15 protein-coding genes and 1 pseudogene are annotated in these 15,917 nt (G+C 71.6%); 8 read left to right on the forward strand and 8 right to left on the reverse strand.

Annotated elements, in window-relative coordinates; genetic code table 11:
* The 5 genes from ABZ484_RS03785 to ABZ484_RS03805 all read right to left on the reverse strand — a co-directional run.
* Positions 1 to 244, reverse strand: a 244-nt coding sequence (locus ABZ484_RS03785) for an S-adenosylmethionine synthetase N-terminal domain-containing protein (protein ID WP_358864277.1), incomplete at its 3' end; no start/stop codon positions are given.
* Between the two features lie 77 nt (positions 245 to 321).
* A complete protein-coding gene (gene sbnB / locus ABZ484_RS03790; RefSeq protein ID WP_358864278.1) occupies positions 322 to 1,332 on the reverse strand; it encodes a 2,3-diaminopropionate biosynthesis protein SbnB in 1,011 nt (336 codons plus the stop codon).
* 58 nt (positions 1,333 to 1,390) lie between these two features.
* Positions 1,391 to 1,861, reverse strand: a complete 471-nt coding sequence (locus ABZ484_RS03795) for a DUF2000 domain-containing protein (protein WP_358864279.1) — start codon at positions 1,859 to 1,861, stop codon at positions 1,391 to 1,393.
* A gap of 167 nt (positions 1,862 to 2,028) precedes the next feature.
* The gene (locus tag ABZ484_RS03800; protein WP_358864280.1) at positions 2,029 to 3,771 is read right to left on the reverse strand and encodes a hypothetical protein; all 1,743 of its coding nucleotides are present in this window, start codon (positions 3,769 to 3,771) and stop codon (positions 2,029 to 2,031) included.
* Positions 3,772 to 3,828: 57 nt separating this feature from the next.
* Positions 3,829 to 4,833 (reverse strand): pyridoxal-phosphate dependent enzyme, encoded by a 1,005-nt coding sequence (locus tag ABZ484_RS03805; protein ID WP_358864281.1) that lies wholly within the window; start codon positions 4,831 to 4,833, stop codon positions 3,829 to 3,831.
* A 178-nt stretch (positions 4,834 to 5,011) separates the two neighbouring features.
* Here ABZ484_RS03805 and ABZ484_RS03810 point away from each other — a divergent pair, with 178 nt between their 5' ends.
* Together ABZ484_RS03810 and ABZ484_RS03815 are read left to right on the forward strand one after the other, a co-directional pair.
* Entirely contained in the window at positions 5,012 to 5,803 is a 792-nt protein-coding gene (locus ABZ484_RS03810; RefSeq protein WP_358864282.1) for an AzlC family ABC transporter permease, read from the forward strand.
* On the forward strand, positions 5,800 to 6,111 hold the full coding sequence (locus ABZ484_RS03815) for an AzlD domain-containing protein (protein WP_358864283.1): 312 nt from the start codon (positions 5,800 to 5,802) through the stop codon (positions 6,109 to 6,111). The genes ABZ484_RS03810 and ABZ484_RS03815 overlap by 4 nt, the downstream gene beginning before the upstream one ends.
* A gap of 31 nt (positions 6,112 to 6,142) precedes the next feature.
* On the opposite strand, the gene ABZ484_RS03820 is transcribed toward ABZ484_RS03815, so the two are convergent.
* Together ABZ484_RS03820 and ABZ484_RS03825 are read right to left on the reverse strand one after the other, a co-directional pair.
* Positions 6,143 to 6,469, reverse strand: coding sequence for a nuclear transport factor 2 family protein (locus ABZ484_RS03820; RefSeq protein ID WP_358864284.1), 327 nt, complete (start codon positions 6,467 to 6,469; stop codon positions 6,143 to 6,145).
* On the reverse strand, positions 6,466 to 7,350 hold the full coding sequence (locus ABZ484_RS03825; protein WP_358864285.1) for a TIGR03621 family F420-dependent LLM class oxidoreductase: 885 nt from the start codon (positions 7,348 to 7,350) through the stop codon (positions 6,466 to 6,468). The genes ABZ484_RS03820 and ABZ484_RS03825 overlap by 4 nt, the downstream gene beginning before the upstream one ends.
* Before the next feature lie 226 nt (positions 7,351 to 7,576).
* On the opposite strand from ABZ484_RS03825, the gene ABZ484_RS03830 reads away from it, so the two are divergent.
* The 5 genes from ABZ484_RS03830 (at position 7,577) to ABZ484_RS03850 (ending at position 14,845) form a co-directional block, all read left to right on the forward strand.
* On the forward strand, positions 7,577 to 8,245 hold the full coding sequence (locus tag ABZ484_RS03830) for a class I SAM-dependent methyltransferase (RefSeq protein WP_358864286.1): 669 nt from the start codon (positions 7,577 to 7,579) through the stop codon (positions 8,243 to 8,245).
* Between the two features lie 147 nt (positions 8,246 to 8,392).
* Positions 8,393 to 8,527, forward strand: a complete 135-nt coding sequence (locus ABZ484_RS03835) for an FDLD family class I lanthipeptide (protein ID WP_358864287.1) — start codon at positions 8,393 to 8,395, stop codon at positions 8,525 to 8,527.
* A 78-nt stretch (positions 8,528 to 8,605) separates the two neighbouring features.
* On the forward strand, positions 8,606 to 9,955 hold the full coding sequence (locus ABZ484_RS03840) for a lanthionine synthetase LanC family protein (protein ID WP_358864288.1): 1,350 nt from the start codon (positions 8,606 to 8,608) through the stop codon (positions 9,953 to 9,955).
* Between the two features lie 5 nt (positions 9,956 to 9,960).
* Positions 9,961 to 13,047 (forward strand): lantibiotic dehydratase, encoded by a 3,087-nt coding sequence (locus ABZ484_RS03845; RefSeq protein ID WP_358864289.1) that lies wholly within the window; start codon positions 9,961 to 9,963, stop codon positions 13,045 to 13,047.
* 142 nt (positions 13,048 to 13,189) lie between these two features.
* On the forward strand, positions 13,190 to 14,845 hold the full coding sequence (locus ABZ484_RS03850) for an FAD-dependent monooxygenase (protein WP_358864290.1): 1,656 nt from the start codon (positions 13,190 to 13,192) through the stop codon (positions 14,843 to 14,845).
* A gap of 206 nt (positions 14,846 to 15,051) precedes the next feature.
* Here ABZ484_RS03850 and ABZ484_RS03855 read toward each other — a convergent pair.
* Positions 15,052 to 15,179 (reverse strand): annotated as a pseudogene (locus ABZ484_RS03855) (IS5/IS1182 family transposase); the annotation flags it as partial.
* A gap of 274 nt (positions 15,180 to 15,453) precedes the next feature.
* Here ABZ484_RS03855 and ABZ484_RS03860 point away from each other — a divergent pair.
* Complete coding sequence (locus ABZ484_RS03860; protein ID WP_358864291.1) at positions 15,454 to 15,870, forward strand: hypothetical protein; 417 nt, start codon at positions 15,454 to 15,456, stop codon at positions 15,868 to 15,870.
* Positions 15,871 to 15,917 lie beyond the last annotated feature (47 nt).

The raw sequence follows: 15,917 nt of genomic DNA on the forward strand, positions 1-15,917 counted from the left end.
TCGAGGAGTCGTAGCCGATCTCGAGGATCTTGCTGCGGACCAGGGTCGCGATGTCCGCGTAGGCCTTGGTCGTGACCTCACCGGCCACATGCACCTGCCCGGTGGTGATCAACGTCTCCACGGCCACCCGGGAGGCCGGGTCCTCGCGTAACAGCGCGTCGAGGATGGTGTCGCTGATCTGATCGGCGATCTTGTCTGGGTGTCCCTCGGTGACGGACTCGGATGTGAACAGGGTGCTTGGCACGTTTGTCTCCTCTGCCGTTCGCTGCACTGCGGAAATCCGGGCGGCCGGGCCCACGCACGCGACCCAGGGGGTGGTTGTCAGGACGCGGAGAAGCCGGGGACCGTGACGACGCCCTCCAGACCGATCGCCCGTTCGACCACCAGGCCGCCGATGGCGATGTCCAACGAGCCCAGGCCGAAGGGTGCGTAGATCGCCGTCCTGGCACGGTCGGGGCGTACTTCTCCGCGGAGGTGGTCGCCGATCGGCCGGACCTCCTCCCGTGCGACGGTCCCCTCGTCCACCGCGAGGGCCAGGGAGGTCTTCTCCCGCAGGGCGTGCGACACCTCGTCCACGACATGGGACGCACCGGCGAGCGCGGCGGGGGTCAGATCACGCAGGGACATGTGCAGCACGACGCTGCCGGGCGCGAACCAGTCGGGGGTGGACACGTACGGGTCGACGGCAGTGGTGGCGAACAGCACGAGGTCCGCACCGGACAGGGCCTCGCGCAGGGTGCCCGCCACGGTCACCTCACCGGCGCGGAAGGTGCCTTCGTGCTCGGTCGCGAACGAGCGAGCGCGTTCGGCGTCGAGGTCGTGCACCGACACCTGCCGGCACGACCAGCCCAGGTTCGCCAGGACCCGCAGGGTGGTGCCGGCGATGTACCCGGTGCCGACCACCGCCAGCCGCTCGACGGCCCGGTCGCCCGCACGCAGCGCCTCCGCCCCGACCGCGGCCGAGAGGGCCGTGCGGTGCGCGCTGATCCGCGCACCTTCCAGAACCGCGCGGGGAAAGCCCGTCCGCAGGTCGTTCAGTGTGATGAGGGCCGAGGCGCGGGGCAGCCCGAGGGACAGGTTCTCGGGAAAGCTGGATATCCATTTGATGCCCATGACCGGTGGTTCACCGGTGACATACGCGGGTAACGCGATGACGCGCTCCCGCCGCCGCGGGTCAGGGCGCAGAAAGAGGCTGTCCGGATTCACCAGATTGCCTTTCGCGGCCTCGATGTAGATCCGCTCGACGATGTCCTTCGATTCCTTCCCCAGCGTGTCCAGCACCTGCTGGACGACGGCCGAGGGGACGATGACGAGATCGTGGGAATGAGCCATGTCGCTCATATGAAGCCTCTCGGGTCAGGGTGCCGCCGGCCGCGACGCGCGATGGCAGTCACCGAAGGAGGGAGAACTTCTTGGTCAGCGGGTCGACCACCGCACGGGGGCCGAACACCGCGACGCCGTAGTAGTCGAGTTCCTGCTCCGGACGCTTGCGCATGCGTTCCCGCTGCTCGACGTAGGTGTCACCGGTCATGTCCGAGGTGAAGTCGGTGCACAGCAGCCCCGCCGCACGGGCCTGCTCGCGCAGTCGGCGCAGCCAGGCCGGCCTGCCCTCCAGGGCCACCAGCGACAGCCCCGAGACGGGGGAGTGCTCGCCGCCCTCCGCGTCGGCGAAGTCCAGGAACGACATCGTGGGCAGCAGATCCGGGCGCTCGGCCACGGCTTTGGCGACGAGGCCCAGGCACAGATGGGAAGCGGCGTTGGTGGCGACGCCGTGGTCGAGCTTCGCCTTCAGGGCGACGACGAACTTGTGATCCGCGTCGACGGCCGACGGGTCGACGACGACTGCGATGTTTTCGGGCATGAGAGTACCCCCGCCGCTCTTCGTCCGTGAATGAGCGGGACTGTCGGTGTATGGGCGGGACCGTGGTCGAAACCGGGACGTGGTCCCTGCTGGTATGTGGGCCGGATGTGGACCGGATGTGTTTCGGATGCGGTTCGGATGTGGACCGGATGCGGTTCGGATGTGGCTCAGACACGGCTCGCGTAGGCGAGGAACCGGCCTACGCGATGCGGGTTGAGGCGGTAGCCGGGCCGCCCCTGGATGACGTCCTCCCACTCCGAGTTCAGCTCGGTGGCCTCGTGGAGCACGCCCTTGCAGGTGCTGCGGAATCTTCGGACCGCCTGGGCCAGCGCCCCCGGCGTGCGGCCGGTGCGCCGGGACAGCTCGGCGGCCGAGAGGAAGGGAACGTCCCTGCCCTCCTCGCGGCTGCGGGTGAACTCCTCACCCAGGACCGCGAGGACGTCGAGCAGCGGGGGCGGGGTCGTCTCGTAGACGGTGATTCCGCCCAGCGACAGGTGCTGGTCGTACAGGGCGATGTCCACACGCGGCTCCGTCGGCCATGGGGTGTCCAGGCCCAGGGAGAAGAGGTCCGGCGCCAGTATGTCGGCGCGCTCGGCCGCGTACCGGGCGAGCATCCAGCTGCTCTCCACATGCTGTGTGGTCTGCAGGTAGTTGACGCCCGCGGAGAGTGCCTTGGGGATCTTCGGCCGGAGCTCTCCGAGATAGCGGGTGATCCAGTCCAGTGCCTCGTCCGTGCCGTGGAGACGGGCGAAGAGGATCGCGGCGTCGAGGAGGACGAGGTTGGCGTGCTCCTCCATGCCCGCGTGGGCGAGCCTGTTGTGCAGGCCCACCGCGGTCGCGACCAGCACCTCCGCCTTCACCCTCATCCGGTAGCTGCTCAGCATCCGCTGCCAGCGTTCGTGGGCGGTCAGCGGAATGTGCCAGTCGTCCACGCCCTCGCAGTAGCGTTCGGCGAGATGGCGCAGGATCCGGGGGTAGGGGGACCGTTGGAAGGTCACCCACCCGAAGGAGAAGATGTCCAGCCCGGCTTCGAAGTCCCTGCGCGAGCCGTAGCGGCAGGCGGCGATGAAGCGTTCGCTGGCGTCGAGGTAGCGCACGAGCAGTTTCTTGTCCTGCTCGGTCAGCCCCTTGGGCCGCAGCGTCACGGACTCCACGAAGGTGCTGTAGCTGCCGCTCTGCAGGTCGCCCAGGTGGAAGGCGGAGGGCTGGCCCGCTTCGGCGGAGGCGTCGGCGTAGGTTTCGACGAGCTTGGTCACATAGCGGAGTTGGAGGTCGTGCACCGCCTTCGCCTCGCTGATCTGCCCGGCGAGAAGCAGGGCGATGACGAGGTCGGTGAAGAGCCAGGCCGCGTCCGCGTAGTACAGGTACTTCCGGTAGCGCTCCAGGGACTGCTCGAAGAGGGACACCGCCTCTTCCGCCCGGTTCTCGGCAGCGGCCGCCAGTCCCTGACGCCACAGCAGGAAGGAGACCCGGGTGAAGGAGTCGGCCGGCATCTCCAGGCCTCGCTGGCCGGCCAGCCGGGCCAGCGCCGGCGGGAAGACGGAGTCGCCGTACTCCGGCCAGCCCTGACTGAGATGGTCCGCGAGTTCCGCGAGTATGTCGGGCGAGCCCTCGTCCACTCCCCGGTCCAGGAGTTCGACCATCTCCTCGGCCCGGGGCAGCACCCTCCCCGAGTACAGGAGCGAGGCCGTCATATAGCGTCTGGCGACATCCTTCAGGATGGGCGCCGCCGAGGCGCCGCCGTCCAGACGGGCGCAGACCGCACCGAGCAGCAGCAGCATGGCCACGTCGTGCTCGTTCATGTGACAGAGTTCGGTGGTCGGCACGTCGGCAAGTCGCTCGACGGGGACGGGCGTTCCGCCGAGGGCGTGCTCTTCGAGCGCCCCCCGCACCTCGGCCACACTGCCCATCCTCGGTTTCTTCCGTCCTCTTCCAAAAGGCCGCTGTCCCGTACAGGGGGCCGACCTCTACCGGGCATTCCCGGTTCCGACCGTTCCAGACGCTCCGGCAGGCAGTGGAGTCTCGCCAATGGCCGCCAGCCAGCCGTCATTGTAGACCGTGTCCTGATACTTCTCTCCACCGTCGGCGCAGACGCACAGCGGGTCCGTTACCCCGGGATGTTCCTCGAGGAATCGAACGCAGGCCGCCACGACGGCTCCTGACGACGCGCCTAAGTGTGTCCCCGTCTCCCGTAATATCCTTCGGCAGTAAAGGGCGGCCTCGCCCGCGCTCACGTAGGAGTAGTGGTCGACCAGGGACGGCTCCAGGAAAGACGAGCGCCGGCTGGCACCTATCCCGGAAAGGTGGCGCGGTCCGGGTGTCCCGCCGTACGCCACCGACCCGTTGATGTCGACGGCCACCATACGGGTGTCCAGCCCCCGTTCCCGGAAGCAACGGCTCACACCGGCGAACGTGCCGCCGGTCGAGACCGCGATGAACACGGCGTCGGGAACGGTCTGCATCTGGTCGAGAATTTCCGGGCCCGTCAATCGGCGGTGTATTTCCGGGTTGCGCGGGCTTTCGTATTGGTTCACCCACACATACCTGTCGTCGGCGGCCAGAAGCTCCTGGACTTTCTCTATCCGGGAGAGCAGATAGGCGCCGGTCGCGTCCGCGGTGTCCACCATGACGACCCGGGCTCCGAGGCTCTTCATGCGGTCGCGGCTCTCCTGCGTGCTGAGCGGGTCGACCACCGCTGTGAATCCGATCCCGAGGGACCGCGTCATGCTCGCCAGCGCCACCCCGAGGTTTCCCGAGGTGGACTCCAGCAGCTCCACTCCCCGCTTGACCTTGCCGTCCTGCACCAGGCCGCGGACGAGCCCGTAGGCGGTGCGTGCCTTGATCGACCCGGTGAGGTTGTGCCCCTCGAGCTTGAGATGGATGGTGCGTTCCCGCCCGAGGACGTCGAGCGTGATCGCCTTGACGGGAGTGGGGCCGAGTAGGGCCTCGAACCGGTCCAGGTATCGCTGCATGGACTGCGTTGACTCCTCACACGCGTTCGCTTCCATGGCTCGCGTATGCGCCTTCCCGCTGTCATAATCCAGCCCTCAGATGACAATACGGCGTCATCCTACTTACGATGCCTGATGCGTGAAGGGGCGTCTCAGGATCTGAGCCAGGCCGTCGCGGAGCACAGGAGGACGAGGACCGTTGGAAGCCAGGAGCGAACGGACACAGGGACCGGAGGCGAGCTCCCGACTGCTGCGGGACGCGCTGGGAATCGGCGTCGCCGTCGGCGCGTACGGCCTGTCGTACGGTGCTCTCGCGGTGTCGAGCGGTCTGACGGTCGGCCAGACGCAGTTCCTGTCGCTGGCGTTGTACGGGGGATCCTCCCAGCTCGCCCTGGTGGGCGCGCTGGTCGCGGGCGGCGGGGGCGCCACGGCGAGCGCGACCGCCGTGCTGCTCGGGGTGCGCAACCTCTTCTACGGCATCAGCCTGCGGTCGGTGATCGGGCCGCGCGGCAGGAACCTGGTGCCGGCCGCCCACCTCCTCAGCGACGAGAGCGCCGCGATGGCGCTGGGCACGGCCGGCCCGGCGGCCGCGCGGTACGCGTACTGGGCGACCGGCGTCACGGTCTTCGCCTGCTGGAACCTCGCCACGCTGACGGGCGCCCTGGCCGGGTCGCTCCTGGCGGATCCCAAGGTGCTCGGGCTCGACGCGGCCTCCTCCGCGGCCTTCATCGCGCTCGTCGCCCCGCGGTTGCGGGACCGGGCCCACCAGGTCGTCCTCCTGCTGGCGTGCCTCGTCGCCGTGGGGCTGAGCCCGCTGCTGAGCGCGGGTCTGCCGGTCGTCGCCGCCGGGCTGACGTCGCTCACCGTCCTGCTCATGCGCCGGCGGGTGACCTCGCGCCCGGCGGTCGCGGCCGATCGGCCCGCCGCGGCGGAGGGGAGTACCGATCACGGCGGAAGCGGACAGACCTGGGGCACGGAAGGGGCGTCATGAGCTGGACATGGGTGGTCGTCGCCGCGGCGGGATGCTTCGCGCTCAAGCTCGCCGGGCTGCTCGTCCCCGGCAACCTTCTGCGGCACCCGGCCACCGCGCGTGTCGCCGGTGCGATACCCGTCGCCCTGCTGGCGGCGCTGATCTCGGTCCAGACCTTCACCGAAGACCGGGAGATCGTGCTCGACTCCCGGTTCGCCGGTGTCCTCGTCGCCGCGCTGGCCGTATGGCTGCGGGCGCCGTTCCTGGTGGTCGTGGCCGCCGCCGCGGCGACCACGGCGCTGCTGAGGTGGCTCGGCGCCGCTGCCTGAGCGCGGCCCCGGGCGACGGGGCCCGCACGGGTCAGGCCAGGAAGGTCACGCGATCGATGAGACCGTCGCGCACCCGGTAGGCGACGAGCAGGCGCAGCGGGGTGTCGGCCAGGCCGTGGGCCAGTTCGTGGTCCACGACCCAGTCGCCCTCGGTCAGTCGCGCCAGCACCTCCGCCCGGCACCGGGCGTCCTGGAACTGCTGCGCGTAGGCGGCGCGCAGCGCGTGCCGGCCCCTGAGCCGGTTGTCCCCCGGCCCCTCGACCAGTACGTCGGGCGCGTAGGCGGCGGCGAACGCCTCCAGGTCGTGCGCGTTGTAGGCGTGCAACTGGCGGTCCACGGCCGCCGCGAGGTGCTTCATCCCCCGGTTCCTCCCTCGTCGTCGCGCAGCGCCGCGATGACGCGCGCGAACACGTCCCTGAACGGCTCGTAGACCGTGACATGTTCGAGCCCGAACTCCGCGCGGTGCCGCCGAAGTTGGTCCGCCATCTCCTCCACGGTGCCCAGCAGGGCGAAGGGGGAGCCCAGCAGCTCGTCCGCGGTCATCTCCGGTATCGGCCCGGCGGTCAGCCGCTCGGCGACGGCGCGCCGGTCGTCGCACGCAACGACCATCTGGACCAGCGCGTTCAGTTCGAGCGACGCCGCTCGCTCGCCTGCCTGCTCGCGGACGTGGCGCACCCGCGCGGCGGTCTCCTCGGCCGTGGCCAGCCTGAAGGTGCCGGCCGGGGCCTTTTTCACCTGGAGGAGGCCGGACAGGCTCACCGTGTCCGCCCGCTGCGCGGCGGTGCGCAGGACCTGCTCGCTCATGCCTCCGACGACCAGCCGTGGCGCCGCCGCGTCGCCGTCCGCCGCGGCCAGCATGCGCCGTACGTCCCGCACGGCCTCGTCGAGCCGCCGCGCCCGCTGCGCCGCCCCTTCCCATGGGATTCCCGCCTCCTGGAACTCCCCTTTCAGGTAACCGGCACCCAGCCCGAGTTCGACTCTGCCACCGCTCAGTTCATTCAGGGTGAGCGCCTCGCGCACCAGCAGGCGGGGCGTCCAGAAGGCGGAGTTGAGGACCAGGGTGCCGACCCTCAGTTCGTCGGTGGCGCAGGCGGCGGCGGCCAGCGTGGCGAAGGGGGCGGGGCCGTCGAGGTGGTCGGCGACGAACAGCACGTCGTATCCGGCCCGTTCGGCGCTTCGGCAACGCTCGGCGAACGTGGCCGAAGACCCGAGGGCGGACACGCTGTAGGAGAAGCGCATGGGTCCCGCACTCCCGCTTTCTCTCGGCGACGGCGCTCTCGGCCCGGGGGTTTCCTCGGTCCTGCCCCCCGTGGGGGCGGTGGCGAGAATCCGCCTGCCCCTTCCCCGAGGCCGTCAGGCTGGTGATCCGGACATTGCACTGAGTAGCGGCTCAGATGCTGAGACGCCCCTTGCCTGTCATGACAGGCGCCTGGATGATCCTTGTCAGTCATCAAGAGGAGGTTACATGACAGCGCCCGAGGGGTTCGAGGAGCTGCAGTACGGCTGGGAGAGGGCCTACCAGGAGCAGGGCGAGAGTCCGCTGTGGCAGGAGGACCCCATCCCGGTGATCCCGCAGACGATCGATGTGCTCACCGAGCACGCCGTCCGCACCGTGGTCGACCTCGGGTGCGGCGACGGGCGCAACCTGGCGGCCCTCACGGACGCGGGATTCAACGCGATGGGTGTCGACATCGCGCCGACCGGCCTCTCCCATGCCCGCGGCGTGATCCGGCAGCGCTCGTTCCTCCTGCGTGCCGACGCCACGAACCTGCCGCTCATCGACGACTCGGTGGACGCGGTGACGTGCTTCGACGTCTTCGGGCAGATCCAGGACCCCACGCACCTGATCGCCGAGGCCCGCCGCATCGTCGCGCCCGGCGGCCTGTTCGTCACCAACGCCTTCACGCTCAAGGACGAGACGTATGGCGAGGGCGAGGAGATAGCGCCGAACACCTTCGCCTACAAGGACACTCTCTTCCGCTACTACGAGGAGGACGAGATGCGGGCTCTGTTCTCCGACTGGACCATCCACGAGATCCGCCGCGTCTCGTGGGACGACCCTCCGCACGGTGACTTCCGGCCGTACCCCCACAGGCACGACAACTGGGTGGTGTACGCGACTCCCGGGGAGTGAGCCGATCCGTCCCGGGCGCCCTCGCCGCCCGTGACGGTTGCGGAGCGGTCGAAGGCGGCGTGTCCTCGCCGGCGAGCGGGGCGTGCTGCGGCGTGACCGAAGAAACCGTGTGCCATCGGTGATGACCGAAAGGGAAGGGACACCGTCATGATCAACGACGCGTTCGACCTCGACGTCCAGATCTCCACGCCGGAGACGGACGAGGCGATGGACAGCGAGCAGGGCGGCCGCACGGCCTACACCGTCTATCACTGTTCGCTGGCCGGCTGTGTGACCGAGTAACGGATCGGGTTCCCGATCCCGATCCAGCAGTCGCGGGTGGGCGGGTCGCCGCCCACCCGCACCATGTCCGGGGGTTCCATGCCCGTATGCCACAGCGGTGCTCCGGCGCACTGGCCCGCCGCCGCGGTCGGTGAACCGGCCCAGCGGGCGCTGCGCCTGGCCGGGACGGTCATCGCGCGCATCCAGGTCCGGGCCGAGCGAGCGGCGGCCACGGTGCCGCGCGGCGACGAGCGGCGGCCCTTCCACTGGCCCGGCGGCCGGCACGCCCCGTCTCTCGCCGACGGATTCGGCGGTCTCGCGCTGCTGAACCTGTACGCCGCACGTGCGGGGATGCAGGAGCTGTCGGCGGCTTCGCAGTATGTCCGCGAGGCGGTGGCCGCGACCCGCCGGCAACCCTTCACCGGCAGCGGCCTGTTCGCCGGGACCAGCGGACTCGCCATGGTGATCGCCGACTGCGCGCAGGACGAACCCCGTTTCCGGCCCATGCTGGGGCGCCTGCACACACAACTCGCCGAGCAGGTCCTGGGCAGCCTGCCGCCCAGGGACGCCGGCAGAGTGCGCACCCGCCACTTCGACCTCGTCGGCGGAGCCGCCGGCACCCTTTGTCATCTGAGCTCGGTGGAGGAGCCCGACGACACCTCGCGGACCGCGGCGCAGGCCCTCGCCGACTACCTGATCTGGCTGAGCACGCCCCCGGCGGCACCGGACGCCCCTCCGCGATGGCTGGTCACCCCTGACCGCTGCCCACCGGGAGCGAGCCTCGCCGCGCGGTACCCGCGCGGCCATCTCGACTGCGGCCTGGCCCACGGGGCCCCCGGTGTCGCCATCGCCCTGGCGGCGGCATGGCAGGCCGGACACCGCCGACCGGGCCATCTGGAAGCCCTGCGCGGCCTGACGTCCTGGCTCCGGACCGCCGCCGACGACGACGGCGAGGGGCCGGCCTGGCCCGCCGCCCTGTCCGCCCACCGGGCCGCCGCGCCTCGCCCTGCCGTGCCCGACCAGGAGCGGTCGGGCTGGTGCTACGGCTCGGCAGGAGTCAGCGCGGCGCTGCGTACCGCCGCGGACGCGCTGGACGACGCCGCCCTGCGGCAGTTCGCGGTGAGCGGGTTCGAGGCCGCCCTGCGGCGGACCCGTCGGCGCCGGGTCACCACCCCGGTCCTGTGCCACGGCCTCGCCGGGCTGCTCATGATCTGCCTGGACTTCGCCGCGGTGAGCGAAGCGGCGCGCGCCGCGGTGCCGCACCTGGTCACGGAGCTGCTCGCCCACGCCGACCCGGAGCGGCCGTTCCTCTTCGCGGACCGCTCGCCGTCCGGAGACCTGGACGACGGCCCCGGGCTGCTCACCGGCGCCGCCGGCGTGGTCCTGGCGCTGCTCGCCGCCACCGCGGACCGGCGCCCCCGGTGGTTCCACGCCTTTCTGGGCGGGTGACGGCGATGACCCGATACCACCCCACGGACACGTTTCTGCTGCGTGCCCCGGTGCTGCCCGCCGATGTCGCCCGCGACCTCATGGCCGCCCACCCGGAGGAGACCAGCCGCCGCCTGCTGGAACACACCCGGGAACCACTGGTCCGCCAGGCGCTGCTCGCCGCCAGTCCCGACCTGCTGGACGCCGTCGACCGGATCGGCACCGCGCCGGCGAAGAGGGCCGCGCGAGTCCGCTCACGGCTGCTGCGCTATCTCACCCGCATGAGCACGCGGCCCACGCCGTTCGGCGTCTTCGCCGGAGTGGCGGCGGGCCGGTTCGGGGACCGCACGACGCTCCGTCTCGGCCTGCCCGTCGTCGCCCGCACCCGGGTCAGGCCGGACCTCGGCTGGCTGCTCTCCCTGATCGAGCGGGTCGAGGCGGACCCGGCGCTCCTGCCCGCACTGCACGTGGTGACCAACGCGACGGTGCACGCCGTCGGTGACCGCCTCGTCCTGCCCTACGCCGACGTCTACGGCCGCCGGGACGGCCGGGCGGTACGCGTCCGCGCCACCCCGGCCGTGGAGCTCGCCCTGCGCACAGCCGAGGGCGGGGTCCCGCACGACCGCCTGGTCGCCACCCTCGCCGCCGCGTTCCCGCAGACACCGGAGCCGGTGGTGCGCGGGCTCGTGCGGCGGCTGTGGGATCTGAACCTCCTCACCAGCGACCTGCGTCCGCCCCTCACCGGTGCCCGGCCGGATCGCCATGTGCTCTCCCGCTTCGAAGCCGTCCGCGGGGCGGAGGCCGTCACCGTCCCCCTGCGGAAGATCGCCGCCGCCGCGGACCGCGCGGACGACGAGGCCGCGCTGCGGGAACTGGGCCGGGCCCAGACCGAACTTCTCCCGGACCACGACCGCCGGACCGTGCAGGTGGACTCCGCGCTGGCCCTCGGCGGCCGGGAGCTGCCCCGCGCGATCGGGGAGGCCGTCGCCGACGCCGCCGGCTGCCTGATGAGACTGAGGGCCGCGCTGCCGCCGGGCAACGCGCATATCGCCCGGTACCGGGAGGCGTTCCTCGACCGGTACGGGATCGGCACCCGCGTACCCCTCCTGGAACTCCTCAGCCCCGACCTGGGCCTCGACGCGCCGGCCGGCTACACCGCGCCGCCTCCCCAGTCCGCGCCGTCTCCGCCTCCGCCCGACACCGCCCGCTACGACCGCGTGCTGACCGAACTCGCCGCGCAGGCCTGGTGGAGCGGGGCCACGGAAGTGGAACTCACCGACGACTGGCTCGACCGCCTGGCGCCGCCCGGCGGGCCCGACGCCCCGGGCTACCCGGTCCTCGACGTCTACGCGCAGATCGAGGCGGCCAGCACCGACGCGCTCGACCGGGGCGAGTGGCGGGTCGTCCTCCGGCCCGACTCGCTGGCCCCCGGCGGCCGGGCGCACGGCCGGTTCTTCGAGCTGCTGTCCAAGGACGACCGCCGCGGGCCGCGGAATCTGGCCCGGCAGGAGGAGGAGCTTCTCCCCGACGTCGTCCACGTCGAGCTGACGTACCTGCCCACCAACGCACGGGCGGCCAACGTGGCGGTCCGCCCGCTGGTGCGGCGGTACGAGATCGCGGTCAACACCAGCGCCTCCGCCGGGCCGGACCGGACCATCGGCCTCGACGACATCCTGGTGGGCGCCACCACCCGCCGGCTCTACCTGTGGTCGCGGCGGCTCGACCGGGAGATCAGGGTCTGCCAGCAGCACATGCTCGTCCCGCAGGCCGCACCCAACGTCGCGCGCTTCCTGCTCGACGTCTCCGAGGACGGCTACGTCATGCCCGGTGGATTCCGGTGGGGGCCGCTGGAGCGGATGCCGCTGCTGCCCCGCGTGGTACGGAACAGGGTGGTGCTCCGCCCCGCGCAGTGGACCCTGCCCCGGCAGCCCGGCCGGCCGCTGGACGACAAGAGCCTCGACGCATGGCGTGCCCGGTGGCGGGTGCCTCGCCATGTCTACCTCGTCGACGGGGACCACCGGCTCCTGCTCGACCTGGATCACCCGCTGTACCGGTCGGAACTGCGGCGAGAACTCGACGCCGACGGCCGTGCGGTGCTCCACGAGATGCTGCCGGACTTCGGTGGCCTGTGGCTCGGCGACGCTCGGGGGAGGCGGCACACCCAGGAGATCGTGGTGCCGCTGCTCGCCGACGGCGCGACGGTGGCCGCCCGCGACCGGGTCCGCGCCCAGCCCCAGGTGCGTCCCGTGCGGCATCCGCCGGGCGGCCCGTGGTCGTTCCTCAAGGTCTACGCGCCTTTCGACCGGCACGACGAGATCATCGCGGGCCCGCTGCGCGAACTCGTCGCCGACCTGCGCGCCCGAGGCATCGTGGACCGCTGGTTCTACCTCCGCTACGCCGACCCCCGGCCCCATCTCCGGATACGTCTGCGTGGCCCCGCCGAGGAGCTGCTCACGTCGCTCACCGCCTGGGGCCTCCGCCTCGTCGAACACGGTCTGGCCCAGGACACCGCGCTGGCCTCCTACGACCCCGAGACCGCCCGCTACGGCGGGCCCCGGACCTTCGACGCCGTCGAACGCTTCTTCGAGGCGAACAGTGACGCGACCGCCGCTCTCCTGGCGATGCGCACCGGTCCGGGAGCCTGCCTGCCGCCCCGTCTGACCCCGGAGTTCACGGCGGTGGCCGCACTGGACGTCCTGTACGCGCAGTGGGGGCTCGCACCGGCCGAACGCCTGCGCCTCGTACCCGACGGCCAGGACGACGCGGCCGGGCACGGCCGCTACCGGGACAACCGGACCTACCTGTGCGCCTTGCTCGTCCCCTGGGACCTCCACCCGCATCCGGAGGGCCGAGCCGACCACGAGCTGCTGGCGGGCGTCCTCGCCGCCCAGCGCCCAGCCGCCCGCTCGGCTGCCGAAGCCGTACACCGGGCCATGCGGGACGGTGCCCTGGCCGGCTCGGAACAACAGGTGCTCCACAGCCTGGCCCACATGCAGATCAACCGTCTGATGGCGGCGACTCCTCCCGGTGAGCGCCGCTGCTACGCGATCTGGCGCCGGGTACTGCGCACCGTGGGAGGCCGGCCGGCGGCACATGGGCCCGGCGGCGGCTGATCTGGCTCGGTCGGCTATTGGCAAAGGAAGGGTTTCGATTCGTCCGGTTCCGCATTGCGGGGGAGCCTCGGCCCTTTCGGGTCGGCGCAACCTGGTGAAGCAGTGGCTCGGGAATGAATCCGGACGGCGAGGGAGCCTGATCGTGGCCGAGGTCGACGTACTCGTGGTGGGCGCGGGCCCGGTGGGCCTGACGGCGGCGGCCGAGCTGCGAAGGCACGGCGTGGACTGCCGCATCGTCGATCGGCTGGCCGTCCCGAGACCCTATGCCAAGGCCATCGGCGTCCTGCCCCGCACGCTGGAGGTGTGGGACGCCATGGGCCTGGTCCGCGGTGCGCTGGACGACGCGGTGCCGCACCTGGGTCAGCTGGTCTTCATCGACGGCAAGCCGGGCCCCCGGGTCGAGCTGACTCTGCCGTCCGGGATCCCCTACCCCTTCGCCACGTTGCCCCAGTGCGCGACCGAGCGGCTGCTCGCCGAGCATCTTGCGCGCTTCGGCACGGAGGTGGAGCGGTCGACCGAGCTCCGCTCGGTGGAGATGCGCCCGGACGAGGTCGAGGCCGTCCTCGCGCACGCCGACGGCCGGATCGAGCGTCTGCACGCCCGCTACGTCGTGGGCTGCGACGGCGCGCACAGCCTGGTCCGCAAGGCGGCCGGGCTGAGCTTCGAGGGCGACGCCTTTCCCGAGCAGTACATGATCGGCGACGTCGAGCTCGACTGGGAACTGCCCGCCGGCTACAGCATGCGGTCCGTGAACCTGGACGCGAACGGTGCGATGGACGACATGCTCGTCTGCATTCCGATGCCCGGCGTTCGACGGTACTGGCTGTCGATGCTGCGCCCCCGCGCCCAGGCCGGGGGTGGAGACGGCCCGAGCGCTGCGGACGGGAGCGTCCTCGGCCCGGGGGATGGCCGCGGACCGGACCTCGGCCAGATCCAGGCCGTGCTCGACCGGCTGGCCCCGGAGCCGGCGACCGCCTCCACACTGCGCTGGTCGTCCACCTTCCGGGCCAGCCACCGCCTGGTGGACCGCTACCGCAACGGCCGCCTCTTCGTCGCCGGGGACGCCGCGCACATCCATCCGCCGATCGGCGGGCAGGGCCTGAACACCGGAGTGCAGGACGCCTACAACCTCGCCTGGAAGCTGGCCCTGACGGTCCGCGGTCTGGCCACGGACGACGTGCTGGAGAGCTATCACGCCGAACGTCACCCGGTCGCACAGGAGGTGGTCGACCGCACCGTGCGCCATGCCCGCTCGGGCCTCAGCGGCAACGGCGACGACGCCGAGATGATGCTGCGGCGCCAGGCCCAGCTGCTGGTCGCCTACCCGGACAGCCCGTTGATCCAGTCGCGGGCGGCGGACGGCACACCGGCGGCCGTTCCGGCCCCCGGCGACCGGGCACCGGACTGCCGCGGCCTGCTGAGCGACCTCGCCACCTACCCGCGCCGGCTGTTCGACCTGCTGCGCACCCCGCGGCACGTGCTGCTGCTGTTCGCGGGCTCGGAGTACGCCACGGGCGACGCCGTCGCCCGGCTCGAGGTCTGCGCCGCCGAGGCGCATCGCGCCGCCCACGGCCTGCTCGACGCCTATCTGGTCACTGCCGCAGAGGTACCGGAGGACGCCCGCCCGGTCGGCCTGCGCCCGCCGAGGGTGCGCGACGCGGCGGGCGAGTTCCGCGACGCCTATGCGCCGCATGACGGCGAGGCCCTCCTGATCCGCCCGGACGGCTACCTCTCCGGACGCTTCCACCCGGCCGTACCGGAACGCCTGACGACACATCTGCGCCGAACCTTCGCCTGACTCCCGCTCCCGTTGGGCGCAGCGCCGCCGGCCCACCCGGCACCCCCGCACACCCTCTGCGCAGGCCGGTCTCCGGCCGCGTACGCACACCGTCGGGGAACACGCAGGCGGGCCGGCACGTCAGCGAAGGCGGGTGGAGGGTGCGTCACCGGCCTGTCCCGCGGCGAGGTGGGAGGGCAGGGCCGACGGTTACCGTCGGCCCTGCGATGGATCTTCGTGGTCAGACCTCCGCAGGACCGGCCGAGGCCCTGGTCGTCCGGCTCGCCGGCCGGGGCCCTCTCTTGCGGCCTCCGACCGCGTGCTGGTGGGCTCGCACGATCGTGGAGTCCACCGAGACACCCAGTCCAGGTCCTCGTCGGCGTCCGCGTGTGCCAGCCGTCATTCGCCGCTGAAGGTCGGTGCGTGGGGACGGGCAGGGCGCCGCGGGAGGCAGGCTGCCGCCCGTAGGGCGAGGTGCTGCTGAGGAACATGGCGTAAAAGGATCTCGCCGCGCCGGAGTTGTCTGTTCATGGTGGTGTGGTGGTCGGGGTGCGTTTGTGTGCGGTCCTGGTACAGCGGACAGCCCCGGCGGCCGAAACCGCGACGAACGCGACAGAGGGGGTCCTCGCGTGAGGATTCGCAGAGTCGAGCACAGCCGCACGCCCGCAACACGTCGGCGCCCGGGCAAGTCCCTGGCCATGCTCGGGGCAGCGGCCGCCCTGACCCTGGCGGGCGCCCTGGTCGAGGCGCCTGCGGCCAGTGCCAGCAGCAGCCTGTGCAACCCGGGCTGCTCCGCCGCCGCCGACTTCAAGTCACTCGGCGAGAAACTGGTGGTGCACGACTACGACTCGGACGGCAAGGGCGCGATCGCCTACCTGTACAACAACTACCAGTCCTACATCTGCAAGAACACCAAGGGCTACGACGCCCCGCCGGTGACCTGTGACTATGAATTCAAGGAAGGCTCACCGGTCTCGTACCAGGTCTGCAACCTGGTCGACGGCGTCGCCGTCAACTGCAGCGGCTGGCTCGACGACAAGGCCTGACGCTCGTCAGGTCCTGCGCGGGTCGGAGCGGCTCACGTCGCCCGGAC

The organism is Streptomyces sp. NPDC006393 (genome assembly GCF_040628575.1).
Taxonomy (GTDB): domain Bacteria; phylum Actinomycetota; class Actinomycetes; order Streptomycetales; family Streptomycetaceae; genus Streptomyces.

Excerpts from the sequence above, each read along its gene's own strand:
- ABZ484_RS03840 (WP_358864288.1), top strand. The coding sequence starts at position 8,606 with ATGCCCGTATGCCACAGCGGTGCTCCGGCGCACTGGCCCGCCGCCGCG.
- ABZ484_RS03795 (WP_358864279.1), bottom strand. The coding sequence starts at position 1,861 with ATGCCCGAAAACATCGCAGTCGTCGTCGACCCGTCGGCCGTCGACGCG.
- sbnB (WP_358864278.1), bottom strand. The coding sequence starts at position 1,332 with ATGGCTCATTCCCACGATCTCGTCATCGTCCCCTCGGCCGTCGTCCAG.
- ABZ484_RS03800 (WP_358864280.1), bottom strand. The coding sequence starts at position 3,771 with ATGGGCAGTGTGGCCGAGGTGCGGGGGGCGCTCGAAGAGCACGCCCTC.
- ABZ484_RS03830 (WP_358864286.1), top strand. The coding sequence starts at position 7,577 with ATGACAGCGCCCGAGGGGTTCGAGGAGCTGCAGTACGGCTGGGAGAGG.
- ABZ484_RS03835 (WP_358864287.1), top strand. The coding sequence starts at position 8,393 with ATGATCAACGACGCGTTCGACCTCGACGTCCAGATCTCCACGCCGGAG.
- ABZ484_RS03845 (WP_358864289.1), top strand. The coding sequence starts at position 9,961 with ATGACCCGATACCACCCCACGGACACGTTTCTGCTGCGTGCCCCGGTG.
- ABZ484_RS03805 (WP_358864281.1), bottom strand. The coding sequence starts at position 4,833 with ATGCAGCGATACCTGGACCGGTTCGAGGCCCTACTCGGCCCCACTCCC.
- ABZ484_RS03820 (WP_358864284.1), bottom strand. The coding sequence starts at position 6,469 with ATGAAGCACCTCGCGGCGGCCGTGGACCGCCAGTTGCACGCCTACAAC.
- ABZ484_RS03825 (WP_358864285.1), bottom strand. The coding sequence starts at position 7,350 with ATGCGCTTCTCCTACAGCGTGTCCGCCCTCGGGTCTTCGGCCACGTTC.
- ABZ484_RS03815 (WP_358864283.1), top strand. The coding sequence starts at position 5,800 with ATGAGCTGGACATGGGTGGTCGTCGCCGCGGCGGGATGCTTCGCGCTC.